Origin of the sequence: Bacillus sp. FJAT-42376, from assembly GCF_003816055.1 — a bacterium.
Taxonomy (GTDB): Bacteria; Bacillota; Bacilli; order Bacillales; family Bacillaceae; genus Metabacillus_B.
The window spans coordinates 2,186,941-2,212,281 of the sequence record NZ_CP033906.1 but is presented as its reverse complement, the minus strand read 5'-3'; the positions used below and the strand labels follow the sequence as shown (position 1 = coordinate 2,212,281).

Annotated in this window: 24 protein-coding genes; 1 reads left to right on the top strand and 23 read right to left on the bottom strand. The window is 44.9% G+C overall.

The genetic code is table 11. The annotated features are described in order from the left end of the window. Positions 1-26: 26 nt before the first annotated feature. From CEF21_RS11105 to CEF21_RS11015, 19 genes are all read right to left on the bottom strand, one after another. On the bottom strand, positions 27-731 hold the full coding sequence (locus tag CEF21_RS11105; protein WP_123916328.1) for a DUF881 domain-containing protein: 705 nt from the start codon (positions 729-731) through the stop codon (positions 27-29). Then, positions 715-1,530 carry a cell division protein FtsQ/DivIB gene (locus tag CEF21_RS11100; protein WP_241156662.1) on the bottom strand — a complete coding sequence of 272 codons (816 nt, stop codon included), beginning with the start codon at positions 1,528-1,530 and terminating at the stop codon, positions 715-717. Before CEF21_RS11100 ends, CEF21_RS11105 begins: the two co-directional genes overlap by 17 nt. 137 nt (positions 1,531-1,667) lie before the next feature. Continuing rightward, on the bottom strand, positions 1,668-2,579 hold the full coding sequence (gene murB, locus CEF21_RS11095) for a UDP-N-acetylmuramate dehydrogenase (RefSeq protein WP_123916326.1): 912 nt from the start codon (positions 2,577-2,579) through the stop codon (positions 1,668-1,670). Positions 2,580-2,601: 22 nt separating this feature from the next. Then, positions 2,602-3,699: an undecaprenyldiphospho-muramoylpentapeptide beta-N-acetylglucosaminyltransferase gene (gene murG / locus CEF21_RS11090; RefSeq protein WP_123916324.1), complete on the bottom strand. Its 1,098-nt coding sequence runs from the start codon at positions 3,697-3,699 to the stop codon at positions 2,602-2,604. A gap of 123 nt (positions 3,700-3,822) precedes the next feature. Beyond that, a complete protein-coding gene (gene spoVE / locus CEF21_RS11085; RefSeq protein ID WP_123916322.1) occupies positions 3,823-4,923 on the bottom strand; it encodes a stage V sporulation protein E in 1,101 nt (366 codons plus the stop codon). A 52-nt stretch (positions 4,924-4,975) separates the two neighbouring features. Next, positions 4,976-6,331, bottom strand: a complete 1,356-nt coding sequence (gene murD, locus CEF21_RS11080; RefSeq protein WP_123916320.1) for a UDP-N-acetylmuramoyl-L-alanine--D-glutamate ligase — start codon at positions 6,329-6,331, stop codon at positions 4,976-4,978. Between the two features lies 1 nt (position 6,332). Further along, positions 6,333-7,307 carry a phospho-N-acetylmuramoyl-pentapeptide-transferase gene (mraY, locus tag CEF21_RS11075; protein ID WP_123916318.1) on the bottom strand — a complete coding sequence of 325 codons (975 nt, stop codon included), beginning with the start codon at positions 7,305-7,307 and terminating at the stop codon, positions 6,333-6,335. Positions 7,308-7,422: 115 nt separating this feature from the next. Beyond that, positions 7,423-8,922 (bottom strand): UDP-N-acetylmuramoyl-L-alanyl-D-glutamate--2,6-diaminopimelate ligase, encoded by a 1,500-nt coding sequence (locus CEF21_RS11070; protein WP_123916316.1) that lies wholly within the window; start codon positions 8,920-8,922, stop codon positions 7,423-7,425. Between the two features lie 293 nt (positions 8,923-9,215). Continuing rightward, positions 9,216-11,135, bottom strand: coding sequence for a stage V sporulation protein D (locus CEF21_RS11065; protein ID WP_123920171.1), 1,920 nt, complete (start codon positions 11,133-11,135; stop codon positions 9,216-9,218). A gap of 239 nt (positions 11,136-11,374) precedes the next feature. After that, positions 11,375-13,513 carry a penicillin-binding transpeptidase domain-containing protein gene (locus tag CEF21_RS11060; protein WP_123916314.1) on the bottom strand — a complete coding sequence of 713 codons (2,139 nt, stop codon included), beginning with the start codon at positions 13,511-13,513 and terminating at the stop codon, positions 11,375-11,377. A gap of 3 nt (positions 13,514-13,516) precedes the next feature. Next, on the bottom strand, positions 13,517-13,885 hold the full coding sequence (ftsL, locus tag CEF21_RS11055) for a cell division protein FtsL (RefSeq protein ID WP_123916312.1): 369 nt from the start codon (positions 13,883-13,885) through the stop codon (positions 13,517-13,519). A gap of 89 nt (positions 13,886-13,974) precedes the next feature. After that, the gene (gene rsmH / locus CEF21_RS11050; protein ID WP_123916310.1) at positions 13,975-14,907 is read right to left on the bottom strand and encodes a 16S rRNA (cytosine(1402)-N(4))-methyltransferase RsmH; all 933 of its coding nucleotides are present in this window, start codon (positions 14,905-14,907) and stop codon (positions 13,975-13,977) included. Between the two features lie 83 nt (positions 14,908-14,990). Beyond that, entirely contained in the window at positions 14,991-15,422 is a 432-nt protein-coding gene (gene mraZ / locus CEF21_RS11045) for a division/cell wall cluster transcriptional repressor MraZ (RefSeq protein WP_123916308.1), read from the bottom strand. Positions 15,423-15,544: 122 nt separating this feature from the next. Next, positions 15,545-17,167: a bacillithiol biosynthesis cysteine-adding enzyme BshC gene (gene bshC, locus CEF21_RS11040; RefSeq protein WP_123916306.1), complete on the bottom strand. Its 1,623-nt coding sequence runs from the start codon at positions 17,165-17,167 to the stop codon at positions 15,545-15,547. Positions 17,168-17,248: 81 nt separating this feature from the next. Then, entirely contained in the window at positions 17,249-17,635 is a 387-nt protein-coding gene (locus CEF21_RS11035) for a DUF3397 family protein (RefSeq protein ID WP_164462167.1), read from the bottom strand. A gap of 15 nt (positions 17,636-17,650) precedes the next feature. Then, positions 17,651-18,523: a 2-dehydropantoate 2-reductase gene (locus tag CEF21_RS11030; RefSeq protein ID WP_164462166.1), complete on the bottom strand. Its 873-nt coding sequence runs from the start codon at positions 18,521-18,523 to the stop codon at positions 17,651-17,653. Positions 18,524-18,683: 160 nt separating this feature from the next. Next, positions 18,684-20,216, bottom strand: coding sequence for an acyl-CoA carboxylase subunit beta (locus tag CEF21_RS11025; protein ID WP_123920169.1), 1,533 nt, complete (start codon positions 20,214-20,216; stop codon positions 18,684-18,686). A 19-nt stretch (positions 20,217-20,235) separates the two neighbouring features. Then, positions 20,236-20,451, bottom strand: a complete 216-nt coding sequence (locus CEF21_RS11020; RefSeq protein WP_123916300.1) for an acetyl-CoA carboxylase biotin carboxyl carrier protein subunit — start codon at positions 20,449-20,451, stop codon at positions 20,236-20,238. Between the two features lie 13 nt (positions 20,452-20,464). Beyond that, positions 20,465-21,805 (bottom strand): acetyl-CoA carboxylase biotin carboxylase subunit, encoded by a 1,341-nt coding sequence (locus CEF21_RS11015; RefSeq protein ID WP_123916298.1) that lies wholly within the window; start codon positions 21,803-21,805, stop codon positions 20,465-20,467. A 189-nt stretch (positions 21,806-21,994) separates the two neighbouring features. Between CEF21_RS11015 and CEF21_RS11010 the strand changes: the two genes are divergently transcribed. Beyond that, positions 21,995-22,471: an N-acetyltransferase gene (locus CEF21_RS11010; RefSeq protein WP_123916296.1), complete on the top strand. Its 477-nt coding sequence runs from the start codon at positions 21,995-21,997 to the stop codon at positions 22,469-22,471. 44 nt (positions 22,472-22,515) lie between these two features. Here CEF21_RS11010 and CEF21_RS11005 read toward each other — a convergent pair whose 3' ends face one another. The 4 genes from CEF21_RS11005 to CEF21_RS10990 form a co-directional block, all read right to left on the bottom strand. Next, positions 22,516-23,115, bottom strand: a complete 600-nt coding sequence (locus CEF21_RS11005; RefSeq protein ID WP_123916294.1) for an RsfA family transcriptional regulator — start codon at positions 23,113-23,115, stop codon at positions 22,516-22,518. 290 nt (positions 23,116-23,405) lie between these two features. Continuing rightward, positions 23,406-24,182, bottom strand: coding sequence for an enoyl-CoA hydratase/isomerase family protein (locus CEF21_RS11000; protein WP_123916292.1), 777 nt, complete (start codon positions 24,180-24,182; stop codon positions 23,406-23,408). A 217-nt stretch (positions 24,183-24,399) separates the two neighbouring features. Beyond that, positions 24,400-24,573 carry a 50S ribosomal protein L32 gene (gene rpmF, locus CEF21_RS10995; protein WP_123916290.1) on the bottom strand — a complete coding sequence of 58 codons (174 nt, stop codon included), beginning with the start codon at positions 24,571-24,573 and terminating at the stop codon, positions 24,400-24,402. 93 nt (positions 24,574-24,666) lie between these two features. Then, positions 24,667-25,191: a YceD family protein gene (locus tag CEF21_RS10990; protein WP_123916287.1), complete on the bottom strand. Its 525-nt coding sequence runs from the start codon at positions 25,189-25,191 to the stop codon at positions 24,667-24,669. Between the last annotated feature and the right edge of the window lie 150 nt (positions 25,192-25,341).

The following is a 25,341-nucleotide window of genomic DNA, read 5'->3' as shown; positions in this document are numbered from 1 at the left end:
TCCTTGCTCCTTACCTAGATGAGTTATCAGGATTTTCGGTCACCCTGAAGCATCGGATTCATGGTAATCTCATTCTTCTTTTCAGACTTCACTACGATGTTATCATAAACAAGCTCTTCGGATACACCGCCTGAAATGGTAAATGCTCCAATCATTACTTCCGGGTCTCCAATGGCGGAAATCACAAACGGGGCAGGAAACTGATTCCCGTCTACCGTAATAACGGGGCCATTGCAGAAAATATAAGAATCGGAAGAGACTCTCTGTCCATTGATCGCCACTGCAGAAGCGCCTGAAATCAATAATTCATTAATCACTTTAAAAATGTGGCTTTCATGGACAATGTAATTGTTGGCATTTTCATTGGCTGGTATGTAGGAGGAATCTTCCAGGGTGATTTGAACACCTTTCCCTTTGACCCCAGTTTCGCCAACGTACATTCGGAGCTTTTCAATTTCATCGACGAGACCGCTTGCCGCCTGCTTATCTTTTTTCAGCATTTCTTCGTAATTTTGTACTTTTTTTTGTTTGTCTGACAGCTCTTCTTGCAGTTTCAGGTTTTTCTCTTCCTGATTAATGAGAAGCTGCCTCGATTCATACTCTTTATTCCACTGTTCTGCCGAGATGCTGCCCTGCTTCGTTTCATTTGTCAGCTGATAGGAGAAGGCAATCAGATAACCGAGAACAAGCATGACTATAGAAAGCAGAACATACTTACCCCTGGGTTTCATTTGTTTTTACTCCCTGTTCTGGATTATCCTTGGTGCCGGCCGGCTTGTCATAGGATTCAAAATAGGTTCCGACCTCCATATGAATGATCCCTTTTGAACCGGGCTTGAGCTGAGACACAATGGAGGGATAATCTTTAATTTTCTCGGCAATGTTTCTTACCGAACCGCTGATGACAAAGCCCTCATTCATATATAGAGTGATGTGCCAGGAATCATTCTTTTCCGGAGCATGATAGATTTCAGAAATGGAAGAAGCGATCGGCTTTGGAATTTCAAGCAGAGCTGACGCCATTTCCTGTATTTGATCCGCATCGTTCCAGTTGATTAAAATCGGTGCATCAGAAGGCAGCGACGCTTTATCTGCCGGCAGCACGATCCCGTTTTCAAGTATCGGCATATACGAACCGTTCTTTTCCGCATAAGCCACGCGCTTATACTCTTCGACCTGGACAGTCACTTTATTGGGGAACGTCTTTAAAACTTGTGCTGATTTTATTTCTTTCAGCTTTTTAACTTCTCTTTCCGCCTGTCCGCCATCCAGATTCCAAAAGCCTGTCCCGGCAGAAATTCCGCTTTGCATTAGGATCGTTTCTTTGCTTGAATGGCTGTTCCCCTTCACTTCAACGACAGAAATCTTGCTTAAAGGAGATTGAAAATAGATGACGAGGAAGATCAATACAAAGAATAGACATAAAAAAGCAATAAGGCGTTTATTCGTTTTTTGTTTGCGGTGCTGTTTCAGTTTAGGTATACGGTCTTCGATCGAAACAATTTTTTCCTGTTCCATTCGATTATTCAAATTCCCAGTCACCCTTCATGAAAAATTCATTCAAAACAGAATGGGAAATATAAACAAACGGCATGCTGGATGCCGTTTTACATTTTTCCTATATTAGTCATTATAGCACAATAGCCGGAATATATAAGCCACTTTCTTCAGGAATTTCGCCCGATAATTTCGACCTCTGTTTCAAGTTCAATCCCGTTTTTTTCAAGGATTGTTTCTTTGACAAAAGCTATCAGATTTAACACATCCGATGCAGTGGCACCGCCTGCATTGACGATAAAGTTACCGTGCATTTCCGAAACTTGTGCGCCGCCGATTTTATGGCCCTTTAATCCGGCTTTTTCTACTAAAGATCCCGCGTATTCTGGGAGCGGATTGCGGAAGATGCTTCCTGCGCACGGGAAATTCCAAGGCTGTGTATCTCTCCGGTAATCTTTGTTTTTCTGCATGACTTTTACAATTTCCTCTTTCTCGCCTGCTTCAAGCTTTAGAACCGCTTCAAGACAAATTCCCGGCCGCTCTTTTTGAAGCAGAGAAGTCCTGTAGGAAAAGTGCATGTCTTCATTTGTCAGCCATTCAAATGTTCCATCTTCGAAAAGGACATGTGCCTTCATTAGTATTTTGCTCATATCGGAGCCGTGGGCACCTGCATTCATATAAACAGCGCCGCCTATGGAACCAGGAATACCGCTGGCAAACTCCAGTCCGGAAAGCCCCTTTTTGCTGATGATGGTTGCCAGTTTAATAACAGAATAGCCGCCGCCGACTGTCAAAACGTCTCCGTCGATTTCCATGTGATCGAGCCCTTCGCCAAGCTTGATGACGACTCCTTCAATTCCTTCATCGGATACGAGAAGATTCGATCCTCTGCCAATGGCTCTCCATTTCACCCCGTTTTTTTTGACAATCTTGATGATTGTTTCAAGGCTGTTAATATCTTTAGGCACGACCAGGCAATCCGCCGGGCCGCCGATTTTCATGGTTGTATGCTTGGATAGCGGTTCATTGACGAAGACTTTACCAATCCCCGCCAGTTCCAATTCCTTGATGACGTTTTCCATAATAACCTCCTGTAAGCAATCTTTATTTTTTGCGGGAAACTTCTTCCAATACTTCTGCAAGCCTTGATGCTGCATCCGGCATCCCGATTTCGGATGAGGCTTTTCTCATACACAAAAGCCTGGCTTCGTTTTCCATTACTTCATCCATTTCACGAAGAAGACTCTCGCCGTTTAAATCCTTTTCCAGCATTAATACAGCTGCCCCTTTATCACTTAAAGACCTTGCGTTCACTTCCTGGTGATTCGCCGTTACGTAAGGACTTGGGATGAGAATACTCGGAAGTCCAAGAGCTGTAATCTCGGCAATGGAGGTAGCGCCCGCCCGTCCGACAATCAGATCGACCCCCGCCAGCACCTCCGGCATGTTATGAATAAAAGGTTTTATGATGACATTTTCAGGTGCGCCAAGCGACTTAGCTTCTTCTGCCACCTGTTTGTAATGAACTTCTCCTGTCACATATAGAAGCTGATAGTCTCTTTTTCCGATTTCCGGAAGCACTTCAAGGATTGCTTTATTAATCGGCCTTGCTCCCCTGCTTCCCCCAAATACAAGGACGGATTTTTTTCCAGGCTTCAATCCCGCTGACAACTTGCCTTTTTCTCCATTAACACCGGCTACTTCAGATGCTCGGGGGTTGCCCGTCATGACAGCTTTGTCTGCAGGAAAATAGCTTCTGGCTTCTTCAAAACAGATGGCTACTTTGTCGGAATACCTGGCTAGAAATTTATTCGTAATTCCCGGAAGACTGTTTTGTTCATGAATGACTGTCGGGATGTTCATCTTTGCCGCAGCATAAACCACAGGACCGCAAACATAGCCTCCTGTGCCAATCACTGCATCCGGCTTGAAATCTTTTAAATACCGCTTGCTGGTCTGAACCCCTTTTAGAAATCTCATAACCGTTCTGACATTGTCGAGTGAGATTTTCCGCTTAAACCCTGAGATTTCAATCGACTTAAATGGGATGTTCTCTCTTTCTACTATTCCTTTTTCCAGTCCGTTTTCTGTTCCTATATATAAAAATTCCGCATCGGGATGCTTTTTCTGCATTTCTTTAATAAGGGCAAGTGCAGGATAGATATGGCCTCCCGTACCTCCGCCGCTTACAGCTACTTTCATAAAAACTCCTCCTAATTTCCTGAATAATAGGGAAAATGGGATGGGCTGGCCCTGTAGCCCAAGGAAAATGTCCATCATTTCCGCCTGAGCAGGGTCAGCCTCATCAAATGGTGCTTTATCTGCTTAATATTTTGCATACCTGCTGATATTCAGCAAAACTCCGATCCCCATAAGCATGAGTGTGAGAGAAGAACCTCCATAGCTCAGGAATGGGAGAGTGATTCCTGTTACAGGCATCAGCCCCGTAACAACTCCGATATTAATCATAACCTGTATAGCGACCATGGCGATAATTCCAACGGCGAGAAACGCACCGTAAAGGTCTGGCGCTCCAAGGGCAATTCGAATGCCTCTCCATAGAAGCAGACAGAACAGCAGCAGCACGAGCGTTCCTCCAATAAAGCCCAATTCCTCGGAAAGAATCGCAAAAATAAAGTCAGTCTGCGGCTCAGGCAGGTAAAAGAATTTCTGTCTGCTCTGCCCCAGGCCCATTCCGAACAATCCGCCGGGACCGATCGCATAAAGCGACTGAATGATCTGAAACCCGCTTCCCAGCGGATCCTGCCACGGATCCAGAAAGGATGTAATCCGTTTCATGCGGTATGGAGCGGAAAGAACGAGCGCTGCAAAACCGCCTACACCAAGGAGACCAAGAAAACCGAAGTGCCAGATGCGCGCACCGGCTGTGAAAATCATAATGATACAAGTCCCCACCATAACGGTTCCAGTGCCAAGGTCCGGCTGAAGCATAATCATGCCAAACGCAATAAAAACAAGTCCAAGAGAAGGTATGAGTCCTTTCCTGAAGGACGTAATTTTTTTTTGATGTTCAGATAAATATTTTGCTAAAAATACAATCATGGCAAATTTCATAAATTCAGAGGGCTGAATGGAAAAGGCCCCTACGCCAATCCAGCTTCTTGAGCCATTCCGCTCCATTCCGATTCCTGGAATCAGGACCGCAATCAGCAAAACAAAGCAGACCAGCAGAAGAATTTTTGCCCAAGTCCTCCACGTCCAGTAATCCACGTTCATGATGAAAAACATTCCGATAATTCCGATTCCCGCAAAAAGCAGCTGCCTTTTCGCAAAGAAAAATGAATCATCGAATTTGTAATCCGCCCAAATGGCACTGGCACTGTAGACCATGATCAATCCTACTGTAAGAAGCAAAAGTGTCACAATAATCAAGATAAAATCCGGAGTCGTCTTTTTCGCCGTCAAAGCCGTACACCTCTATTTCCTCTAAAGGTCAGGCCCTAACTGGTACGAGCCCTTAATCTAGCTTATGCACGGCGCTTGCAAACATGTCTCCTCTTTGTTCAAATGTCTTATACTGATCCCAGCTTGCACATGCCGGGGACAGAAGAATAATATCACCGGATTCTGATTGATCGTAAGCCGCGCCGGCTGCCTGTTCCACATTATCGACACGTTTGATCACTTCTATTCCGAGTTCTTCCGCCGTCTTTTCAAGCTTCGGTGCTGTTTCCCCGAATGTAATCAATGCTTTGACATACTTCATGGATTTTTTCAGCTCGTCAAAGCCATTCCCGCGGTCCAGTCCGCCGGCAAGAAGAATGACAGGCTGTTCAAATGCTTCAAGAGCTTTCGAGGTTGCGAGAATATTCGTCGCTTTGGAATCATTGTAAAATTTACGTCCTTTGACGTTCCGGACAAACTGAAGTCTGTGAATAACACCCGAAAATGAGGTCAGCACTTGGCGGATTGCCTCGTTTGAACACCCTCTCGTTTTCACAAGACATATGGCTGCCAGAATATTTTCCAGGTTATGCTTACCCGGAAGCACGATATCTTTTACAGAAATAATTTGTTCATCGTTATACCAAATAGCTTCATCCTTAATGAATGCGCCCTGCCCAAGGTCGCGGTGAACGGAAAAATAAACCCGTTTTCCTTTTGAGGCATCTCCGAGTCTGGATGCTTCCTGATCATCAGCATTCATAACAGCAATCTCACTGTCCGTCAGGTTTTCATAGATTTTCCCTTTAGCCGCTGCATACGCATCTTTCGTACCGTGATAGTCAAGGTGGGCATCAAATAAATTCAGTACAACAGCAGCTGATGGCTTGAACGTTTCCGTTCCCTGGAGCTGGAAGGAAGAAAGCTCCATGACAATCACCTGGTCTGGCTTTGCTTTCTCGGCCACCTCGCACGCAACCGTCCCAATGTTTCCGGCTATAAGAGGCTGTTTGCCGTCTTTTTTAAGCATTTCGAATACAAGGGTGGTCGTCGTCGTTTTGCCGTTTGAACCTGTAATTCCGATTATATCCGCTTCGGAAATCTGATAGGCAAGCTCCACTTCTGTCAAGACTGGAATTCCCATGCCGGCTGCCTGAACAAGCACCGGATTTGAGTATGGGATACCTGGATTTTTAACCACCATTTCAATTTTGCGGTCTTCAAGAAGCTTATCCGGATGGCTTCCGCAGATGACATGAATACCCATTGTTTGTAATTCCCGGGCTGCTTCATTTTCATCGAGCGGTTTCATATCGTTGACCGTAACAGATGCACCCAGTTTCTGCAGCAATTTCGCTGCGGCAAGACCGCTTTTCGCCAGTCCTAAAACCAAAACAGATTTACCCTTGTATAAATCAATCGTCTTCACTTTACATCCACACCTCAATATAAATTCCGATCATGGCAAATATCAAACCGACTGTCCAAAACGTGACTACAACACGCCATTCAGACCAGCCGGACAGTTCATAATGGTGATGCAGCGGACTCATTTTAAATACCCGTTTTCCAGTCGTTTTAAATGAGATTACCTGAATAATGACGGAAAGAGTTTCAAGGACAAAGATTCCGCCGATCAGAACGAGAAGAATCTCAAGCTTTGTTAAAATAGCCACTGTTACAATGGCTCCTCCGAGGGCAAGCGAACCCGTATCCCCCATAAACACCTTCGCAGGATGTGCATTAAAGACAAGGAACCCGAGCACCGCGCCGGCTACTGCCACCGAAAATATGGCTACATCGTATTGTGACTGATTCCAGGCAAGAATAGCGAATGCCCCAAATGCAATCGCTGCAGTCCCCGACAGCAGACCGTCCAGCCCGTCAGTCAGGTTTACAGCATTTGATCCTCCGACCAGCATGAAGACGATGAGCAGTACATACGCCCAGCCTAAATCAAACGCGAATTCTGTACCGGGCACACGAATTTCAGTTGAAAAATGATATTGTCTGAATACAAGGTAAAAAACAACGGCAATCATGATTTGACCAATCAGCTTTTGCTTTGATGTTAAGCCCAGATTCCGTTTCATTACAACTTTTATAAAGTCATCTAAAAATCCGAGTACGCCATATCCGAATGTTACGAAGATAAGCAGCCACATTTCCACACTCGGCTGAGAAAATTTCCCGGTCATCACGAGGGTTGTTACGATAATCGAGAGGATGATCATAATTCCGCCCATGGTCGGTGTACCTGTCTTTTTCATATGGGATTTAGGTCCTTCATCCCGAATGCTTTGTCCAAATTTCAATCTTCTTAAAAAAGGAATAAAGATAGGAGATAGCAGGACGCTAATTAAAAACCCCATCATAATGGTAAATAAAATGACTTGCTCAAGCACTGCGTCTTCCTCCTTCTAGCCCCATCCTTGTCTCTTTGTGACCATCATATGCTTTTTTAGATTCAATATGTTTACAACGTGTTAACAAGTCCATTTTCTTTTACAACTCTCTTCCTTAATCTTCCTTGTCCGCGAGTGCAGCGCTTTTTCCGATTTTGAGGCTGCTGATGGCCTTCAAGGCTACTTCCCTGTCATCAAAATCATAAACGTGGTCCCCGATTTGCTGATACGTTTCATGTCCTTTGCCTGCAATCAGCACCACATCTCCAGGACGTGCATTCGCGATCGCGAAATAAATCGCCTGTTCCCTGTTTGCAATCGAATGGTAGTAGGCTCCCTGTACTCCTTCCTCCATATCTGCAAGGATATCCATCGCGTCCTCGCTTCTTGGATTATCAGAAGTAAAAATAGGTTCTTCTGCATATTTAACGGCGATTTGAGCCATAATCGGCCGTTTTGTTTTATCGCGGTCTCCTCCGCATCCTACCACAACGAAAGTCCGTCCGGAAGAGAAGCTCTGGGTGGTTGTCAGCACATTTTCAAGACTGTCCGGTGTATGGGCATAATCCACAATAACAGCAAACGGCTGACCGGCATCCACCAATTCAAACCGCCCTCTGACACCGGCTGCTTTTTCCAGCGCTTCCGCTGCTGTTTCAAGCTCAATACCGGTAGCAAGACTTGCGGCTATCGCTGCAAGAACATTATAGACACTGAACTTTCCAATTAATTTCAGTTTCATTTTTCTTGAGCCAAACGGTGTTTGAAGAAGAAATTCAGTCCCGCTCGCCGTCATGACAATATTGGATGCCATTATGTCAGCTTGCTGATCAATACCGTATGTAAGAATATGGGCAGCGGTCATGCTTTTATAATCTTGTGCTGCCGGATCATCCTGATTCAAGACGGCATATTTAGGCCGATGGTGGTTAAAAGTATTCCCTAACTGCGAAAACAGCAGACCCTTCGCCTGTTTATAGGCATCCATGGTCCCATGATAATCCAGATGGTCCTGGGTTAAGTTCGTAAAGACTGCTACATCGTAATCACAGCCATGGACACGGCCCATGTGGAGCGCGTGGGAGGATACCTCCATTACAGCATGTGTAACACCTGAGTCCCCCATTTTCTTAAAAGTTTTTTGAAGGGTTAGACTTTCAGGGGTCGTGTTTCGGACTTCAAGGGTTTCATCCCCGATTTTTATGTACATCGTCCCAATCATCCCGGTCTTTTTGCCGGCAGACTGTAAAACCATATCAATTAAATGCGACGTCGTCGTTTTACCGTTTGTCCCTGTTACTCCAATCAAATGAAGTTTTTGCGTCGGCTGTCCGTAAAATGCATCAGCAAAAACAGCCATTGCTCTGCTTGTATCGGGAACTATGATGACGGGAACCGGAAGGTCAAGCTCTCTTTCTGCAATAACTGCCGCTGCTCCTTGATCTACCGCCTGCTCCGCGAAATGATGGCCGTCTACTGTATAGCCTTTAATACAAATAAACAGACTTCCTTTTCCTGCTTTTCTAGAGTCCATTTCGATGGATTCTATTTCAGGATCCTCGCTCACATTTATATTTCCATAATGCAGACGGGAAAGTAAATCAGTCAACTTCATCCTTATCAAACCTCTCAATTCACACTCTTTGAAATAACAGCATGCCATTTTTGCATACAGTTCATATTTTATCTCACTTTCGGGCAAAGAGCCATCATTAATTCGGAACCTGTAAGGTCTTTCTTCCGTAAATGCATGGTTAAACCCGGCTGGAGCTGGCAGTCTTCCGCTTCCCGCTCCAATCAGCAGGTGTTAAAAATCAACACTATGGGTGCCGCCTGCCTTAAGCAAACAATAAAACAGTCCGGCAAATCGTTCAGCCGGACTGCTTTGCCTGCATGATTCAAATACTTTTATGGTTTTCCCATAAATACCCGGATGGAAGAACCTTCTTTTACTTTCGTGCCTGCCGCAGGCGATTGCTGCACAACCACTTCTCCGTTTCCGGAAATATCAAATTTAACATTTAAAAGCTGCTCTCTTAATTCATCTATTTCCATCCCTAAAAGATTCGGCACTTCCACCGACTTTGTGTCTCCCCACTTATATACTTTTTCCATTTGATTTTTACGGGGCTTCACACCGATTTCAGGAAGGCTGTCCCTCATGATGCTCCCAACTATAGGAGCTGCAACCGTGCCCCCGAACTGAACCGTTCCTTTCGGATTGTCAACCGCCACGTAGACGACAAGCTGCGGATCATCTGCAGGTGCAAAACCGATGAATGATACAATAAAGTTGTTTTTCATATAAACTCCGTTGCTTACCTTTTGAGCGGTCCCCGTTTTCCCGCCGACTCTGTATCCTTCCACAAATGCATTTCGGCCTGTACCGCTCGCCACTACACTTTCAAGAGCAAATCGGATCTTTTTCGAAGTCTCTTCAGATATGACTCTTCTTTTTTCTTTAGGGGTGTTCCGGCTTGTCACCGTCCCGGTTACTGGATCAACCCATTCCTTCGCTATATAGGGGGTGTAGAGAATTCCGCCATTTACAGCCGCCGAAACCGCTGCTACCTGCTGAATCGGCGTCACCGAAACACCCTGGCCAAACGCTGTTGTAGCCTGCTCAACGGGTCCGACACGATTCAGGTTAAATAAAATCCCTCTTCCTTCTCCCTGCAGATCAATCCCCGTTTTCTGGCCAAAACCAAAATCTTTGATGTATTGGAAGAGCTTCTCCTTCCCAAGTCTCTGCCCTAATTCAACAAATCCTGGGTTGCATGAATTCTGCACGACTTCGAGAAAACTCTGCGATCCATGACCGCCCCTTTTCCAGCACTTCAACCTCGCTCCCGCGACTTCAATGGACCCCGGATCATGGAAATGGTCATGCTCAAGATTCACCTTTTGTTCTTCCAAAGCCGCGGCGAGAGTAATAATCTTAAAGGTAGATCCAGGCTCATACGTGCTCCATACCGGCAAATTCCGATTATAGACAATCGGCTTTACATCCTGATAGCGTGCAGGATCAAAATCCGGTCTTGATGACATCCCCAGAATTTCTCCATTTTTAGGATTCATCGCAATCGCAATCATTCCATCGGGATTATATTTCGCCTGTGCAAGATCGAGTTCTCTTTCCATAATCGTCTGCACCTTGGAATCAATCGTCAGCCTGAGCGTCTGTCCGTCTGTCGGAGGCTTATAGTCATCCGCTTCATTTGGCATCCTTTTCCCTTTGGCGTCCGAGTAAAATTTTACATATCCCTTTTCACCCTTAAGTTCCCGATCATAATACGCTTCCAGTCCAAGGAGGCCCTGGTTGTCAATGCCTGCAAAACCGAGGACATGCGACAAGAAACTCCCATTCGGATAATAGCGTTTGCTGTCTTCCCCGATGTAAATACCCTTAATACCCAGGGCCCTTACCTCTCCTGCTTTTTCATGGGATATTTTCCTGCCCTCTGGCTTAAGGGTCACAATCATTGCATTTTTAGTCAAAAATCCATACGCTTTTTTTACCGGCATGTTTAATACAGGTGCAAGCATTTCAGCAGCTTCAGCCGGATTTTGGACTTGTCTCGGAACAGCATAAACGGTCGGTGCGCTTATATTAGTGGCAAGCTTTACCCCATTCCTGTCCAATATCTCTCCCCGCTCCGGTTCAAACGGCAGATTCCTGCTCCATAGATCTTTGGCACCTGCTGTAAGCTTTTCACCGAGAATAAACTGGACATACCCAAGCCTGACATCTATAACAGCAAATACAAGCACACCAATCAGCAAAACAGCGGCTAATCTTTTTCTGACGGTTACCTGGGATACGCGCAACATCCATCACTCCTTGTCTGTGCTTTTCCCACTATATGCTTGTACGTCCTTTGATAGAACGGAGCTTGACAGGCTGTCCAGGAAGCAGCCTGGGATGTTCCGTTTGCTGTATGCTTAGAAATGTTTGCCTGCTTTCCGATCTTCCGCTGAAGCCTCCCGCTGCTCTCAGTCAAATAAAAACAGGGAGATGCTAAGAATGCATCTCCCTGTTTTTCAGACAGTCCCTTTATTCTATCCTTTTAAGGCTTGAGTTCAACAGTCAAAAGAGTCTCCTTGCTCACCATCGTTCCTTTCGGAATACTTTGTTTTGCAGAGAATCCTTCTCCTGAAAATGAAACCCTCAGATTTAGGAGGTCAGCAAGCTTCATAATATCCCGTTTCGACCATCCTGTAAGATCCGGCATTTTTGCCTTTCCGCCTGTATAAAGAAAAATCTTTTCTCCTTTAGAAATAACAGAGCGCTCAGAAGGTGACTGGGCCTGTACGGACGGGCCCGATCCAAGAATGACCGGTTTGTATGAGCCTGACTCCAGAAGTCTGGATGAATCTTTTGCGGTTTTACCTACAAAAGACTCCATCTCCGGATCCGCTGCCTGACGTTTTTGTTTATCCGCTTCTTTTTTCTCCTCCGGCTGAATCTGAAGATATTGCAGACTGTTTTGCATGACCGTTTTAAAAATAGAAGAGGTCGGCATAGAGCCCACTTCTGTCGGTTCAAGCTCCGGCTGCTGGACAGCTACATAGACTAGAAGCTCCGGATCATCTTTCGGTGCCATGCCCATGAAAGAAAAAATAAAATTCTCTTTCCCGCTCATATAGCGGCCATTTTCGCCCGGAATCTGGGCAGTTCCTGTTTTTCCGGCAACCTCATAGCCTTCGATTGCAAAAGGTTTTCCCGTTCCATTTTTCGAACTTACCACTTTTCCCATCAAGTCCCGGACTTGAGCGGCAGTGGCTTCAGATATAGGCTTTCCTATCTGTTTCGGCTCATTTTTCCGGATGACTTTGCCGGAATCTTTATCTACAATCTGATCAATCAGATAAGGCTTCATCAGTCTGCCGCCGTTCGCAACAGCTGTAGCAGCCTGAATTTGTTCAATAACTGTAGCGGTAGACCCCTGTCCGAAGGATGCCGTGGCAAGAGAGATCTTACTGTCGCTGTTGATTTTCCCTGCCTTTTCACCCGGCAGATCAATCCCGGTTTTTTCTCCAAAACCAAACTTCTCCATATAGGTGCTGTATGCATCCGGTCCAAGCTTCATTGCCAGATTGATCATAGCCACATTTGAGGAGCGTTCAAATCCTTCATCAAATGTGATCGATCCCCATCCGGTTTTGTTATGGTCTTTGATGACTTTGTTTCCGATTTTATAGCTTCCCGATTTATAGGAAGCACTCCCGCTGTAAACTCCCTGCTCGATTGCCGCTGCAACCGTATAAATCTTCATCGTGGAGCCGGGTTCAATCGGATAGCCGATGATATCATTCGTAAAGTTTGATATATCCCTTTTATTCGGGTTAAAGCTCGGACGCTGGCTCATGGCTAATATTTTACCCGTTTTCGGATCTGCCACAACGGCCATCACCTTTTTTGGATTGTAATCCTTAACCGCCTGATTCATCGCATCTTCCAGGAAGGTTTGAATTTTTTGATCCAGAGTCAGGTAGACGTCACTCCCATTATCCGGCGGAGTGATTTTATCCCGGCTTCCCGGCAGCTTCCATCCATAGTGATCACTTTTAAATTTGACCGATCCGTCTTTTTCCTGAAGATAGCTGTCCAGACTTTTTTCAAGGCCCATCATACCGGAAGTCCGTCCGGTCTCTTCGTCTTTCTGCGCATATCCGATGATATGGGAAGCAAATAGCCCATTCGGGTAAAACCGTTTTTGATTTTTGATAAACGCAATTCCGGGAAGCTTAAGCTTCTCGATCTTCATTTTTTCCGTCTGGCTTAGATTCCTTCCATCGGCACCAAACTCAACTTGCTTCGCATCTTTTTCAAGAATCTCTCTTGCATCCGAGACCCCAATCTTTAATATCGGCGCGAGTTTTTCCGCCGTTTTTTCTTTATCAATGACATGCTGCGGATGCTTGGCATTTGTCGTCAGAGACTTATCAAGAATGGCAACAAGCGTATAAGCTGATGTATCTTCAGCAATGGCCTCGCCATTCCGGTCAAGAATCGATCCTCTCGAAGCCTCAAGCGTTTGCTTCTCTTCATATTTTTGCGCCGCGCGCGCAGCGAGTACCTGTCCGTCTACTTGTCCGGTCAGCTGGATATATAAAAACCGCCCTGTAATGATAAAGAAGAGCGCCGCAAAAATTGTTGCTATTACGGCAGCTCCTCTATTCATGTTTTTATTTTTTTTCAGCATCGGTCAGTCCTGAACGACCTTTACATTATTTTTGTTTAATGTCAGACCCAGTTCTTTCGCTCTTGCCCAGATTCTTTCATAGTTGCTCAGTTCTTTCACTTGAACCTGAAGATCGGCATTGGTTTTCCCTTGAGCCTCAACCTGTTCTTCCAGCTTCTGAATTTCCATGCTGGCTTGATAGGAGGCCACGCTGTTAGCGATTAGCTGGATGCTCGATGCAGCCAGTCCAAGGACAAAAAGGACAAGCAGAACTTTTTCTCCTAATGTAATGGGCAGCCTTCTTTTAACAGGCACTGCCTGTGGCTGGGTCTGCTGCTTGCGTTCTGTTTGTTCATGCGCGCGCTGGTTTACTTTTACAGCTAAATTACTCATGGCTGGACCTCCTCTTCTACCTTTTCAAGGTTTTCAGTTTTTTTTCTTTATCAAAGGCTTACTATTTTCTCTATTTAGGGTGCCTGATTTTACATCTTTTCTGCAATGCGAAGCTTGGCTGAACGTGACCGGTTGTTGTCACTCAGTTCTTCTTCTGCAGGCAAAATCGGCTTTCTCGTGACTAGTTTGATCTTCGGTTCAAATTCTTTCGGGATGACAGGAAGTCCCGGCGGAAGCTGCGGAAGTTCAGCTGCCTGCTTGAACGTTGTCTTGCAAATCCGGTCCTCAAGGGAATGAAACGTAATAACGCTGATTCTCCCTTTTGGATTCAGCAGATCAATAGACTGTTCAATAGCCTCCTCAAACACTTTCAGTTCATCATTTACAGCAATGCGGATCGCCTGGAAAATCCGTTTAGCAGGATGGCCTCCGGTTCTTCGTGCAGGTGCCGGAATTCCTTCTTTAATCAATTCCACAAGCTCGGCTGTGGTTTTAATCGGACTCTTTTCGCGTTTTGCTTCAATTTTCCTTGCGATTTGCTTTGAGAACTTTTCCTCCCCGTACCGGAAGAAAATCCGGACAAGATCTTCATAGCTCCAAAAGTTGACAACATCATAGGCCGATAATTCGGATTGCTGATCCATTCTCATATCAAGAGGTGCATCATGATGATAGCTGAACCCTCTTTCAGGAGTATCGAGCTGCGGGGATGAAACCCCCAGATCAAACAGAATTCCGTCTACAGATGTGACACCATGCTCTGCAAGCTTTTCTTTGATGTGCCTGAAATTGCTTTTAATGAGGATGGCCTGTCCTTCATACGCCGATAGTTTGTGTTTTGCATGTTCTATGGCTGTGTCATCCTGGTCAAAAGCGAATAATCTGCCTTCAGATGATAACTGAGACAAGAGATATTCACTGTGTCCGGCACCGCCAAGAGTGCAATCTACATATGTACCGCTGCTTTTTATGTTCAGACCATCTACCGTTTCTTTCAGTAACACCGTTTTATGTTCAAACATGGATGAACCCACCTTTTTATCAAATTCGAATTGTTATATTGCAGCCTGATTTAAGGATCTCGCAGACTATGCACAATGATTTATTATATATCAAAGTCAATCATGTTTTCAGCAATTTCTGCAAAAGAGTCTTCCTGCTGATCTACATAGTCTTCCCAAATCGGCTTGCTCCATAGTTCAATTCGATTTGATACCCCGATGACAACGCAATCTTTTTCAAGCTTCGCGTAATTCAGCAGAGGGGATGCAATATTAATCCGCCCCTGTTTATCCAGTTCGCATTCAACTGCACCTGAAAAGAAGAATCGTGTAAACGCCCGAGCGTCTTTTTTGGTCAGCGGAAGAGCTTTGAGTTTTTCCTCCATGATTTCCCACTCAGCCATTGGATAGCCGAATAAGCACTGGTCAAGCCCTCTCGTTAGGACAAAGGACTCACCGAGCCCGTCACGGAATTTTGCTGGGACGATCATGCGGCCTTTTGCATCAATTGTATGCTGATATTCACCCATGAACATAATGTGTCCCCACTCTCTCTCCCTAACTCACCACTTTCCCCCACTTATCTCCACTTCTCATTCTACACGTTTTGAAAACAAAAAAAAACCCTGTACAGCACAGGATTTTTAAAAAAATTACGTTATATTTTGACAACTTTATGTTGATTATTAAAGGAATATGACAAACCCGCAAGATTTTGAGGGAATTGACTGCCATACTTGTTTAAATAGTAATATATGTTCCAGATTCTTTCCTGCGGGCTGCCTTCCGGCTTAATGGATTGTTCCACCCTGTCAAATTTCGATAAGATGTGATCATGTTTGCGTTCTATATTTTTCTTTGTCTCTTTTCTAAGCAGGTCCATTTGCCCAGCAATAAAATGAATGTTCTTCTTTGCATATTGTTCCATCACAGGGTAATCCGGGATGATTTTTCTGACGAGCTCTTCATGAATCATCTTCATTTCCATAACTGCCTGACCGGTGAGCGCATCGATATCAATCTCCCGGTGGCCTGCCATCCATTCTTCTTTCAATTGCTGCAGATCGGCTTCAAGAGCTGTATGCAAGCCGACTTCAATATCTCGTAAATCCGTTTCGATTGAACGTTCAAGGAGCGTTATATTCAGCCTTGGCACAACCGGCGGCATTTTCAGTTCAATGGCTTCAAAAGCTTTTTTCAATTCAGCCCAGTAGGCAAGTTCTCCAGGTCCGGCAATAAAAGCTAAAGTAGGAAGAACCATCTCTTGCATCATCGGACGCGTTACGACATTGTTGCTGAATCTGACAGGATGAGTGGCTAGCTCGTTTAGAAATTCCTGTTTGCTGAAACAGACTCTCTTTTCTTTGTCAGCATAGTGTCCTGATTCCAATCGCTGCATGAGCAGGCGTTCATGATCCAGCTCATAGAAAAGATTGGCACTATCAAAAGCTGTCTCGATTATCGGAGAGAAGCCATTTTCGGTCATCAGCTGCTGCTGTTCCCTGACACCGCGTGAAATCCGGTCGTTTTTTTCAATCAGAGAAGAGAAATAGTCAATTTCAAATTCCCTTAGGGCGCTGTCAGCTGACTGGATGAGCACGAGCCCTTCCGATCCGAATAAGTCCATCACCAGCCATTCAAAAAACTCTGTATATGTCGCCGATTTCTCCATATACATGGTCAGCTTTTCCAAAAGGCCTTTCGTAAACTGGGTTTCGCCAAATGACTGAATGACTTCATTCACCCATTTTTTACAGGCTGTATGGTCCAGTTCAGCAAACGCAACCGATCTTTTATCCATAATCCGCTGACTGATGGCTTTCTTTTTGATCCGGCCATTCTTCTGAATGTACACATGATTAATTTCATCAAAGTCATGATCTTCCCCCGCAATCCAAAAAACAGGAATAACCGGGCTGCCCAGTTTCTCTTCCTGCTGTTTAGCAAGGGCGAGGATGGAGATGACTTTATGAATCGTATAAAGAGGGCCGGTCAGTAAGCCAGCCTGCTGTCCGCCTACAACAACGGTACTCGATTTGTCGAGAAGTCTTTCGATGTTGTTCATCGTGGCGGGAGCCTGGAATTTTTCGTTATAGCTTTTTAAATAAGAAGACAGCTCCGCACGGTTAAATGAGCGCTTCAAAAGGTCAGTCCGCCGTTTTTCATAGACGTCTTCCTGGTGGATGTCATAATCAAAATATGTAATCGTATCTAATGATTTCTCAATCAGTGCATTGACAAACGGATTCGCCGATTGCAGGGAGAACTCGAAAATCTCCATGATGTACTTCCTTTCTCGGTTAAAAATGCATTCCGTCAAAAAGTATAGCACTTCTTGAACGCTTTGTTAAAAAATACGTTTCTAATGGAGCTCATTGAAGATAAATATCCCTGCTCCATACAAAAACAGCAGGAATGAGACAGAAAAATAAACCAAAAAAGACAACCGCCACATTTTCTTAAACGCATTTCCAGGCTTCTTCCATCCAGCAAGTGAGTAGAAGAGAACAAAAATCAGGATCCACGCCATTCCACTCCAAAACAAGAAGACTGCTCCATTTAGTTCCCATATCGTTATGGTTTTAATATACACAGAGAAGAAAAAAACCATCACACAAAGATCAGCAGCTGCAAGAACCGCTTTTTTCGGCTTGCCTGTTATTGACTTCAGGGCCAAAATAAGCAAAACAAAACAGACAGCCGGCCCAATCGCAGCTGCACCAAGCAATAACGTTAAAATTCCCGCCAACAGAATTCCCCCTATTTAACTGCTTTCCATCCCTTTTACCGCTTCATACAGAAAAGATACGACCGGTGCCTGCTTATTTTTTTCGGCTGCACGTTCCAGGATATATCCGGCAATGGCTTCGATTTCCGTTTTTCTATTCAGCTGAATATCCTTCAGCATAGAAGAGGTATTCGATGCAGTTGCTTGGCAGACGTTTTGCACATGCTCCCACTTCAGAAACGGATCGTTCAGATTTAAGAGCGGGAATACTTCATTAAATACTTTTTCGAGAAGTGAGAAATAATGTGGATTCTCAAGCAGCGTTCCATTTGCAACTCCTAAAAGAGCGGTGAGAGGATTTATACAGGCATTGACAAGCAGCTTATCAGCCAGAACCTCATACCAGCTATGATGAAAATGAAATGGAAAATCGTTCGCTGCCAAGGAGTGGATGGACATGCTCTCCTCTCCTTCCGGAAATGGAGAAAACACGGTCGTTCCTGTCCCGTTATGCAGCACGGTGCGAGCGCCTCTTTTTTCTGCACCATGGCTGACCGACCCTGTATAGAGAAGATGTCCCCTCAGCTGCCGGAGACTTTTTATGTGACCCATGCCATTTTGCAAAAAAAGAATGGTCTTAGGCTTTTCATCTATTAATCTGGTTAGAATCTCCCTTAACTGAAATTGTTTGACCGTTACGATTAAGAGTTCTTCTGCGTAGTTTCTGCTGGATGTGGCATCTGGAAAGCTCGTCGTGCTGACACCGTCTTTTATAACAGAAACGCCTTCTCTCTTTATAATAGAAGCCTGTTCTTCTTTGTTTGTATACAGCGTAATCTGATGATTCCGGCTCAAATAGGCTGCAAACAGCAGCCCGATTGCGCCTCCTCCTATAATCCCTGCTTTCACTGGAGCAAGCCCCCTCTTCATTTCCCTTATCATACCAAAATTTTTACAAGTGAAACATAAGTTTGGGGCAGGAAACAAAAAAAAAAGATGCCCCCTTTCCTCTTTACAGATGCTGTCAGACAGCCTTCTGTACGCTGGAAAAGCGGGTCATCTTCACGTCTTAAACAGGGTATACCGGGTGTTTTTTATATGGCAGAAGTTCCACTTTCGTTTCATACTGTTTAAAGCGGATAATCAGCTCATTGCGAAGCTGATCCGCCCCTACGATATGATCAATAATCATTTCCGATGCCAGTCGGTAAATGTCAATGGTTTCTTTATATTCCTGCTGTTTCTCCATCACATATTTCATTCGTTCTTTCGGATCTTCAATTTCATTAATTTTATTTGAATAGACGGCATTCACTGCCGCTTCTGGACCCATTACAGCAATTTGGGCAGAAGGAAGGGCAATGCAGCAATCCGGCTCAAATGCCGGCCCTGACATGGCGTATAGCCCTGCTCCGTACGCTTTGCGGACAACAACCGAGATTCTCGGCACTGTCGCTGAACTCATTGCCGCAATCATTTTGGCTCCGTGACGGATGATTCCGGCTCTTTCCACTTTCGTGCCGATCATAAAGCCCGGAACATCTGCCAGGAATAGCAGCGGGATATGAAAGGCATCACAGAGAGCGACAAATTTTGCCGCCTTATCTGCCGAATCCCCAAAAAGAACTCCGCCCTTTACACGCGGCTGATTCGCTACAATTCCGACTGCCCGTCCGTCGATTCTCGCAAGTCCGGTAATCAGTTCTTGCGCAAACAGCTTTTTAATCTCAAAAAAACTGCCTCCGTCTATGAGCGTATCAATTGCATCATACATATTAAACGGAGCATTCTGGTTTTCAGGAATAATGGAAGAAAGCATCTTTTCAGCCGAAGGAGAGACCGCATCCGCTTCTGCCGGCCGGTTTTTAAAATTAGCCGGGAAGTAGGATAAATACCGTCTTGCTTCAGATATAGCTTCTTGTTCTGTTGATACAAGCACATCTCCGCATCCGCTAATGCTGCAATGCATTCTTGCACCGCCCATTTCTTCAAGGGTCACTTTCTCTCCGATTACCTTTTCCGCCATGCGGGGAGAACCTAAATACATGGATGCATTGCCTTCTACCATGACGACTATATCGCAAAAAGCAGGAATATACGCTCCGCCTGCAGCAGATGGCCCGAACAGCAAACAGACTTGAGGAATCATACCGGACAGCCGGACTTGATTATGAAAGATCCGGCCCGCCCCGCGGCGATTCGGAAACATATCAAGCTGATCTGTTATTCTCGCTCCCGCAGAATCCACTAAATATAAAAGAGGCACCATCAGTTTCTCCGCTGTTTCCTGGATCCGGATAATCTTTTCTACCGTTCTTGCTCCCCAAGAACCCGCTTTTACCGTTGAATCGTTCGCCATCACACAAACCGTTTGGCCATGGATTTCGCCGATCGCGGTAACAACACCATCCGCCGGAAGATCCCCGGCAAGATGATTGGCAAATTTGCCGTCCTCTGAATACTGTCCGTTATCAAAAAGCAGGTTAAGCCGGTCCCTTACAAACAGCTTCCCCTGCTGACGGGATTTTTCATGATATTTTTCATGTCCTCCCGCTTCTGCCTGAGCGATCTTTTCCTTCAGCTGATCATCCAGTTCCATCATTTTCAAAGTCCAGCCCCCCTTAATCCTCTAAAATGACGAGAACATCGCCTTCATTTACAAAGTCTCCAAGCTGCACTTTGATTTCTTTTACTGTCCCTGAATGAGAGGATTCAATCGGGATCTCCATTTTCATTGATTCAAGCATGAGTAAGTCCTGACCGGATGCTACAGATGAACCCGGGTCCACCAAAACGTTTAATACTGTTCCTGCCATACTTGCTGTGATTTCTTTCATGTATGATCATCCTTTATCCCACTATTTTTGACTGCTTTAAATAAGAGGTTGTATAATGCCCCGTCTTAAATTCCCCGTCTTTCAGCACTTTTTCAAATAACGGCAGATTGGATTTTACTCCGCCAATCTGCATTTCTTTAAACACCTCAGCGGATTTGCTTAATGCCAGTTCACGATTCTCCCCGTATACAACTGCTTTTGCGATAAGAGGATCGTAAAATGGAGTGATCTGGTTTCCTTCCTCGTAAGTCCTGTCAAGAACAAAACCCGGCGGTTCAGGATATGTAAACACATTCAGGCTCCCGGGAGAAGGAATAAATTTCTCCGGGTCTTCTGCATAAATTCTGAATTCCAGAGCATGGCCGATTTTTCTGATTTCCCCCTGTTTAAGAGGCAGTGCCTCTCCTCTCGCAGCAAGGATCTGCCACTTTACCAGATCGAGTCCCGTGATCATTTCTGTAACACGGTGCTCGACTTGAAGCCTCGTATTCATTTCAAGAAAATAAAATTCTTCTTTCTCATCCATAATGAATTCGACTGTTCCGGCATTGCGGTATCCGACGTGGCGGGCGGCAAGGACTGCAGCCTCGCAGATTTTCTTCCGCGTTTCTTCTGAAATGCTCGGTGACGGAGCTTCTTCAATCACCTTTTGGTTCCTGCGCTGAACAGAGCATTCCCTTTCATATAGATGAACGATATTTCCATGTCCATCACCGAAAATCTGCACCTCAATGTGCCTCGATTCGGAAATGTATTTCTCGAGAAAGACTTCATCATTGCCGAAATACGCTTTAGCTCTTGTTTTGGTGGAAGCAAAAACTTTTTCTAATTCCGCCTCATTCATGCAAAGCTGCATGCCGATCCCGCCTCCGCCTCCGCTCGCTTTCAGCATAACAGGATAGCCGATCTCAGCCGCTTTTCCCGCAGCCTGATCAAACGTCTCTAATCCGCTGTCACTTCCCGGGACGACAGGAATTCCCGCATCAATCATCGTTTGCCTCGCCACCACTTTATCACCCATTTTCTCGATGACTGATGAAGAAGGTCCGATAAAAATTAATCCCTGTTCTTCCGTTTTGCGGACAAATTCACTATTTTCGGAGAGGAATCCATAACCCGGATGAACGGCGTCAGCCCCTTCTCTCACAGCGAGTTCCAGGATGGAATCTGCTAGTAAATAAGATTTCGCCACCGGCGGTTCTCCAATCCGGAAGGAATAATCAGCTTCTTTTACATACGGTAAATCCTTGTCTGCATCCGAATAAATGGCGATTGTTTCAATATCCATCTGCCTGCACGTCTCCATAATCCTGGATGCAATCTCACCCCTGTTTGCAATCAATACTTTTTTCATGACTTCCACCCCCTGTGTCAAAAAAAGCTTCTCAACAAATATATGTTTCTACAATAGAATGAAAAATCCTTTATTTTTTTGAAAGCGTTTCCTAAACTTTGTGGAACCCCTGCAAGCCGTGGTATACTATCAGTAGTCAATAAATTTAAAATATTTGCTACTTTTCAGCTGCATCAAGGGGGAATAATCATGCACAAGGTGGAACGCCTTCTAATTAATTACAAAACGCTTGAAGAATTCAAAAGATTTAAAGAGTATGGTCTTCAGGAACTATCAATGCTTGAAGAACTGGAAGGAAACATTATTGAAAATGACAGCGATTCGCCGTTTTACGGAATCTACTTCGGTGAAAAGCTCGTGGCAAGGATGAGCCTTTACAAAGTGGATAAAAAGTTCGACCAATACTTTTCACCGCAGCAGGATTATCTGGAGCTTTGGAAGCTTGAGGTTCTCCCTGATTACCAGAGGGAAGGATACGGCCAGGCCCTTGTAGAGTTTGCGAAGTCCTTTAACCTGCCCATTAAAACAAATCCGAGAGTCAAGTCCGCCGACTTCTGGAACAAGATGGGGTTTGAAGCGGTGAAATATGATATGGAACGGGATAAGGGCGAAAATCCTTTACTCTGGTCCCCGGATACCACCCGCCATTCATCCGAATCAGCTTAAAAAACGCAAGACCGCTCCTTAAGGGAACGGTCTTTTTCAGTCAGCTATTTTTCCACTCTTTCAAGATTTCCGTTGCGGTCCATTTGGAATTTTACTTTGCGGTTTCGTTCATCTTCCTGAGAAATGGCCATTTTTCTCGCCCTGTCCATTATTTCAATCAGGGACTGATAATCCTCTTCTACAAGCTGGAGCTGATTCTGCAGAATCTGTTTCTCCTTTTCTAGCACCATTACTTGATGTGTAAGGTTTTCCACTTTTACGATAAGTTCGTCATTGTTTTTCTTAAGAGATTTCACATCTTCAGAGTCGTCATACGCCTCCAGAAATTTGACAATTTCTTTTATGGTCAAACCCTTCTTATCCTCTGCAGGAAGCCGGGTGCCTTCTGTTTCCTCTTTGATGACTTCAATTTTTGCCCTGGACTCTTTCCGGTGCTTTTTGGCAAGATCAATCCCGGATTTATACTGCTTTCTCACATATGAATTCCATCTGAATCCGCATGCAGCAGCGGTTCTCGTTAAATGTCTGCCGACTTCCTCAAAAGCAGCAAGCTGTGTACCGCCTTCTCTTATATGCCGAAGCACCACTTCTGCAAGCAGAAGATCCTCATCCTGTGTCCAGGCATCCTGTCTTGTCGCCGTCATCCCTTTTCCCCTCCAGTAGCATTTTTATATACATATGCTGCTAATAGATTCGATAGACTATGTACGGATACAAAATAGGATGCACCCCAAGGAATACTTTAGCCTGTTTTTTGTACGTCCCCTGACCCGGAAGAGCGATCTATAGAACTTCAGTTTGTGAAGGAAAAAATCCGATGGTGATCTTTGCCAGATGACTTCTTTCATCGCCTAAAACCTGCTGTATATTCCTGCTTCCCCCCATAAAGCGGCCAGAAGCGGTAAACCGGCCACACATCCTGCCAGTAAAAACGTTACTGACTCATCTTTCGTTTTAAAAATAAGTCCACCGCCTGATGGTGATCTTCTTTTGCCCAAAGGCGCGCACATCTCCTGATTTCCAGTTCCATTCTGCCCCAAAGGTTCCCTTGTATCAGCTTTTGCACAGAAATGGCCTTATAGGACCGGGTGACCCCCGGATGATCTGCGAGCATGGCTTTGATAGACCTTATCCCTTCCTCTCGGTATCCGGACACCGGCAGCATGTCATCGATCATCCCTTTACGGCATAGCACCTCAGTCTCATACAGTCTGGAGGAGCAAAGGATCTTCAATGAAGCGGGAGTATGAACTCTTTCCATGAGCAGGGATCCTCCGCCCCATCCTGTTGTAATGGCCAAGGTGCCCTGAATAAACCCCATCCGGATTCCTTCTCTGGCATAGCGGATATCTGCCGCCATCGCAAGCTCACATCCTCCTCCAACAGCTGTCCCATTCAAGAGAGCGATTACCGGCGCCGGAAAAGTGGCAAGCCGGTAAAGAATTTTGCCCATTCTGCTAAGCATGCTATAGGCTTCTTCCTCTGTCTTCAATGCATGAAAGGCAGAAAGATCCCCGCCTGAGCAAAACGCTGCATCACCTTCGCCTGTTAAAATGACGCCCCGAATCTCAGGGTTTGCTTCATATTCCATCAGGAACCTTTCCAATTCGTTCATCACGTCAAAATCAATGGCATTCCGTTTATCCGGGCGATTCAGCCTGATCTCTGCCATGCCATCTCCAGCATCTGAAACGATGACTTTTCTTTCCATTCAAACTCCCCCTTGCTTTCAATCTGAGTCCATTATAGCACCGGGAGTGTAAGCGGGTTCATTTGTTCACACAGAAAGATGGAGATTAACGCTCCCTGCGGTGTGTGTTACAGCCATTCTTAAGAAGGACACGATTTTTGTCTATCGGGAGACAAGGTCTGAAAAACAAAAAAACCCGCTCAGGAGCGTAAGGCTCCGGGCGGGTTTTTTCAAGGTCTTATTTTTCCACTACTTCTTTACCTTTGTATGTTCCGCAAGCTTTGCAGACACGGTGAGACAATTTCATATCACCGCAGTTAGGGCATTCTACCATACCAGGCACTTGCAATTTGAAGTGTGTACGACGCAATCTTTTTCTTGTTTTAGAAGTTCTTCTAAAAGGTACAGCCATTCTTCCCACCTCCTTAAAGAGTGTTAAACTTACATGTACTGGATGAAGACGGCATAAATCCGATCATCTGGTTTAAAGCTAAAAAATCAGCCTTTAGCTTTCATTATTGTTATCGAAGAATTTGGCCAGTTCAGCCATTCTTGGGTCCACTTTATTTTTATTTTCCTCTTCAGACACGACTTCCCAGTCTTTGCCTTTCTGAGGAGCGGCTCCTTCTTCGTTAACGTTGTCGCTGAAGACCTGCATTGGAATTTCAAGAAGGATCAGTTCTTTAATTGCAGGAATTAAATCCACTTCATCACTGTCAAGTGTATGAATTTCCCCTTCAAATTCCTCGTCATAGTCTGTCGGTTTCAATAGGTATACTTCAGTCGTCTCAATATGAAAAGGGAATCGAACATCTACAAGCGTTCTGGCACACGGAAGAGTCAAGACCCCTGTTACAGTCAGCTGAAACGTTGCTTTATCCGATTGGATGGCAGCTCTGCCGGTTACATGGACAGGAGAAATATCCCTTATATCCTGATGCTCGTTTATAAGCTCAGTGAGATTCACTTCTTCGTCCAATTCCAATCCTTTGCTCTGATATTGATATAACTGGTTGATTAACCATTTCATTAGGTATCACCTCAAGGCAACAAAGGTAATTATAGCTTTCACTATTCCATTTGTCAATATTTTTTCTTTACACTATAATATAGTCATTCCAGCCGTCTTTCCATACATGTTAGACATAGTATTATGCATTATATCACAACTTGGAGAATG

Coding starts and splice junctions, on each gene's coding strand:
- CEF21_RS11060 (WP_123916314.1), bottom strand. CDS start 13,513: ATGCTGAAAAAAAATAAAAACATGAATAGAGGAGCTGCCGTAATAGCA.
- CEF21_RS11070 (WP_123916316.1), bottom strand. CDS start 8,922: ATGAAGTTGACTGATTTACTTTCCCGTCTGCATTATGGAAATATAAAT.
- rpmF (WP_123916290.1), bottom strand. CDS start 24,573: ATGGCTGTACCTTTTAGAAGAACTTCTAAAACAAGAAAAAGATTGCGT.
- mraZ (WP_123916308.1), bottom strand. CDS start 15,422: ATGTTCATGGGTGAATATCAGCATACAATTGATGCAAAAGGCCGCATG.
- CEF21_RS11010 (WP_123916296.1), top strand. CDS start 21,995: ATGCACAAGGTGGAACGCCTTCTAATTAATTACAAAACGCTTGAAGAA.
- bshC (WP_123916306.1), bottom strand. CDS start 17,167: ATGGAGATTTTCGAGTTCTCCCTGCAATCGGCGAATCCGTTTGTCAAT.
- CEF21_RS11105 (WP_123916328.1), bottom strand. CDS start 731: ATGAAACCCAGGGGTAAGTATGTTCTGCTTTCTATAGTCATGCTTGTT.
- murG (WP_123916324.1), bottom strand. CDS start 3,699: ATGAAAGTAGCTGTAAGCGGCGGAGGTACGGGAGGCCATATCTATCCT.
- ftsL (WP_123916312.1), bottom strand. CDS start 13,885: ATGAGTAATTTAGCTGTAAAAGTAAACCAGCGCGCGCATGAACAAACA.
- CEF21_RS11025 (WP_123920169.1), bottom strand. CDS start 20,216: ATGATGGAACTGGATGATCAGCTGAAGGAAAAGATCGCTCAGGCAGAA.
- CEF21_RS11020 (WP_123916300.1), bottom strand. CDS start 20,451: ATGAAAGAAATCACAGCAAGTATGGCAGGAACAGTATTAAACGTTTTG.
- CEF21_RS11005 (WP_123916294.1), bottom strand. CDS start 23,115: ATGACGGCGACAAGACAGGATGCCTGGACACAGGATGAGGATCTTCTG.
- rsmH (WP_123916310.1), bottom strand. CDS start 14,907: ATGTTTGAACATAAAACGGTGTTACTGAAAGAAACGGTAGATGGTCTG.
- murB (WP_123916326.1), bottom strand. CDS start 2,579: ATGGAAAACGTCATCAAGGAATTGGAACTGGCGGGGATTGGTAAAGTC.
- CEF21_RS10990 (WP_123916287.1), bottom strand. CDS start 25,191: ATGAAATGGTTAATCAACCAGTTATATCAATATCAGAGCAAAGGATTG.
- CEF21_RS11015 (WP_123916298.1), bottom strand. CDS start 21,805: ATGAAAAAAGTATTGATTGCAAACAGGGGTGAGATTGCATCCAGGATT.
- CEF21_RS11000 (WP_123916292.1), bottom strand. CDS start 24,182: ATGGAAAGAAAAGTCATCGTTTCAGATGCTGGAGATGGCATGGCAGAG.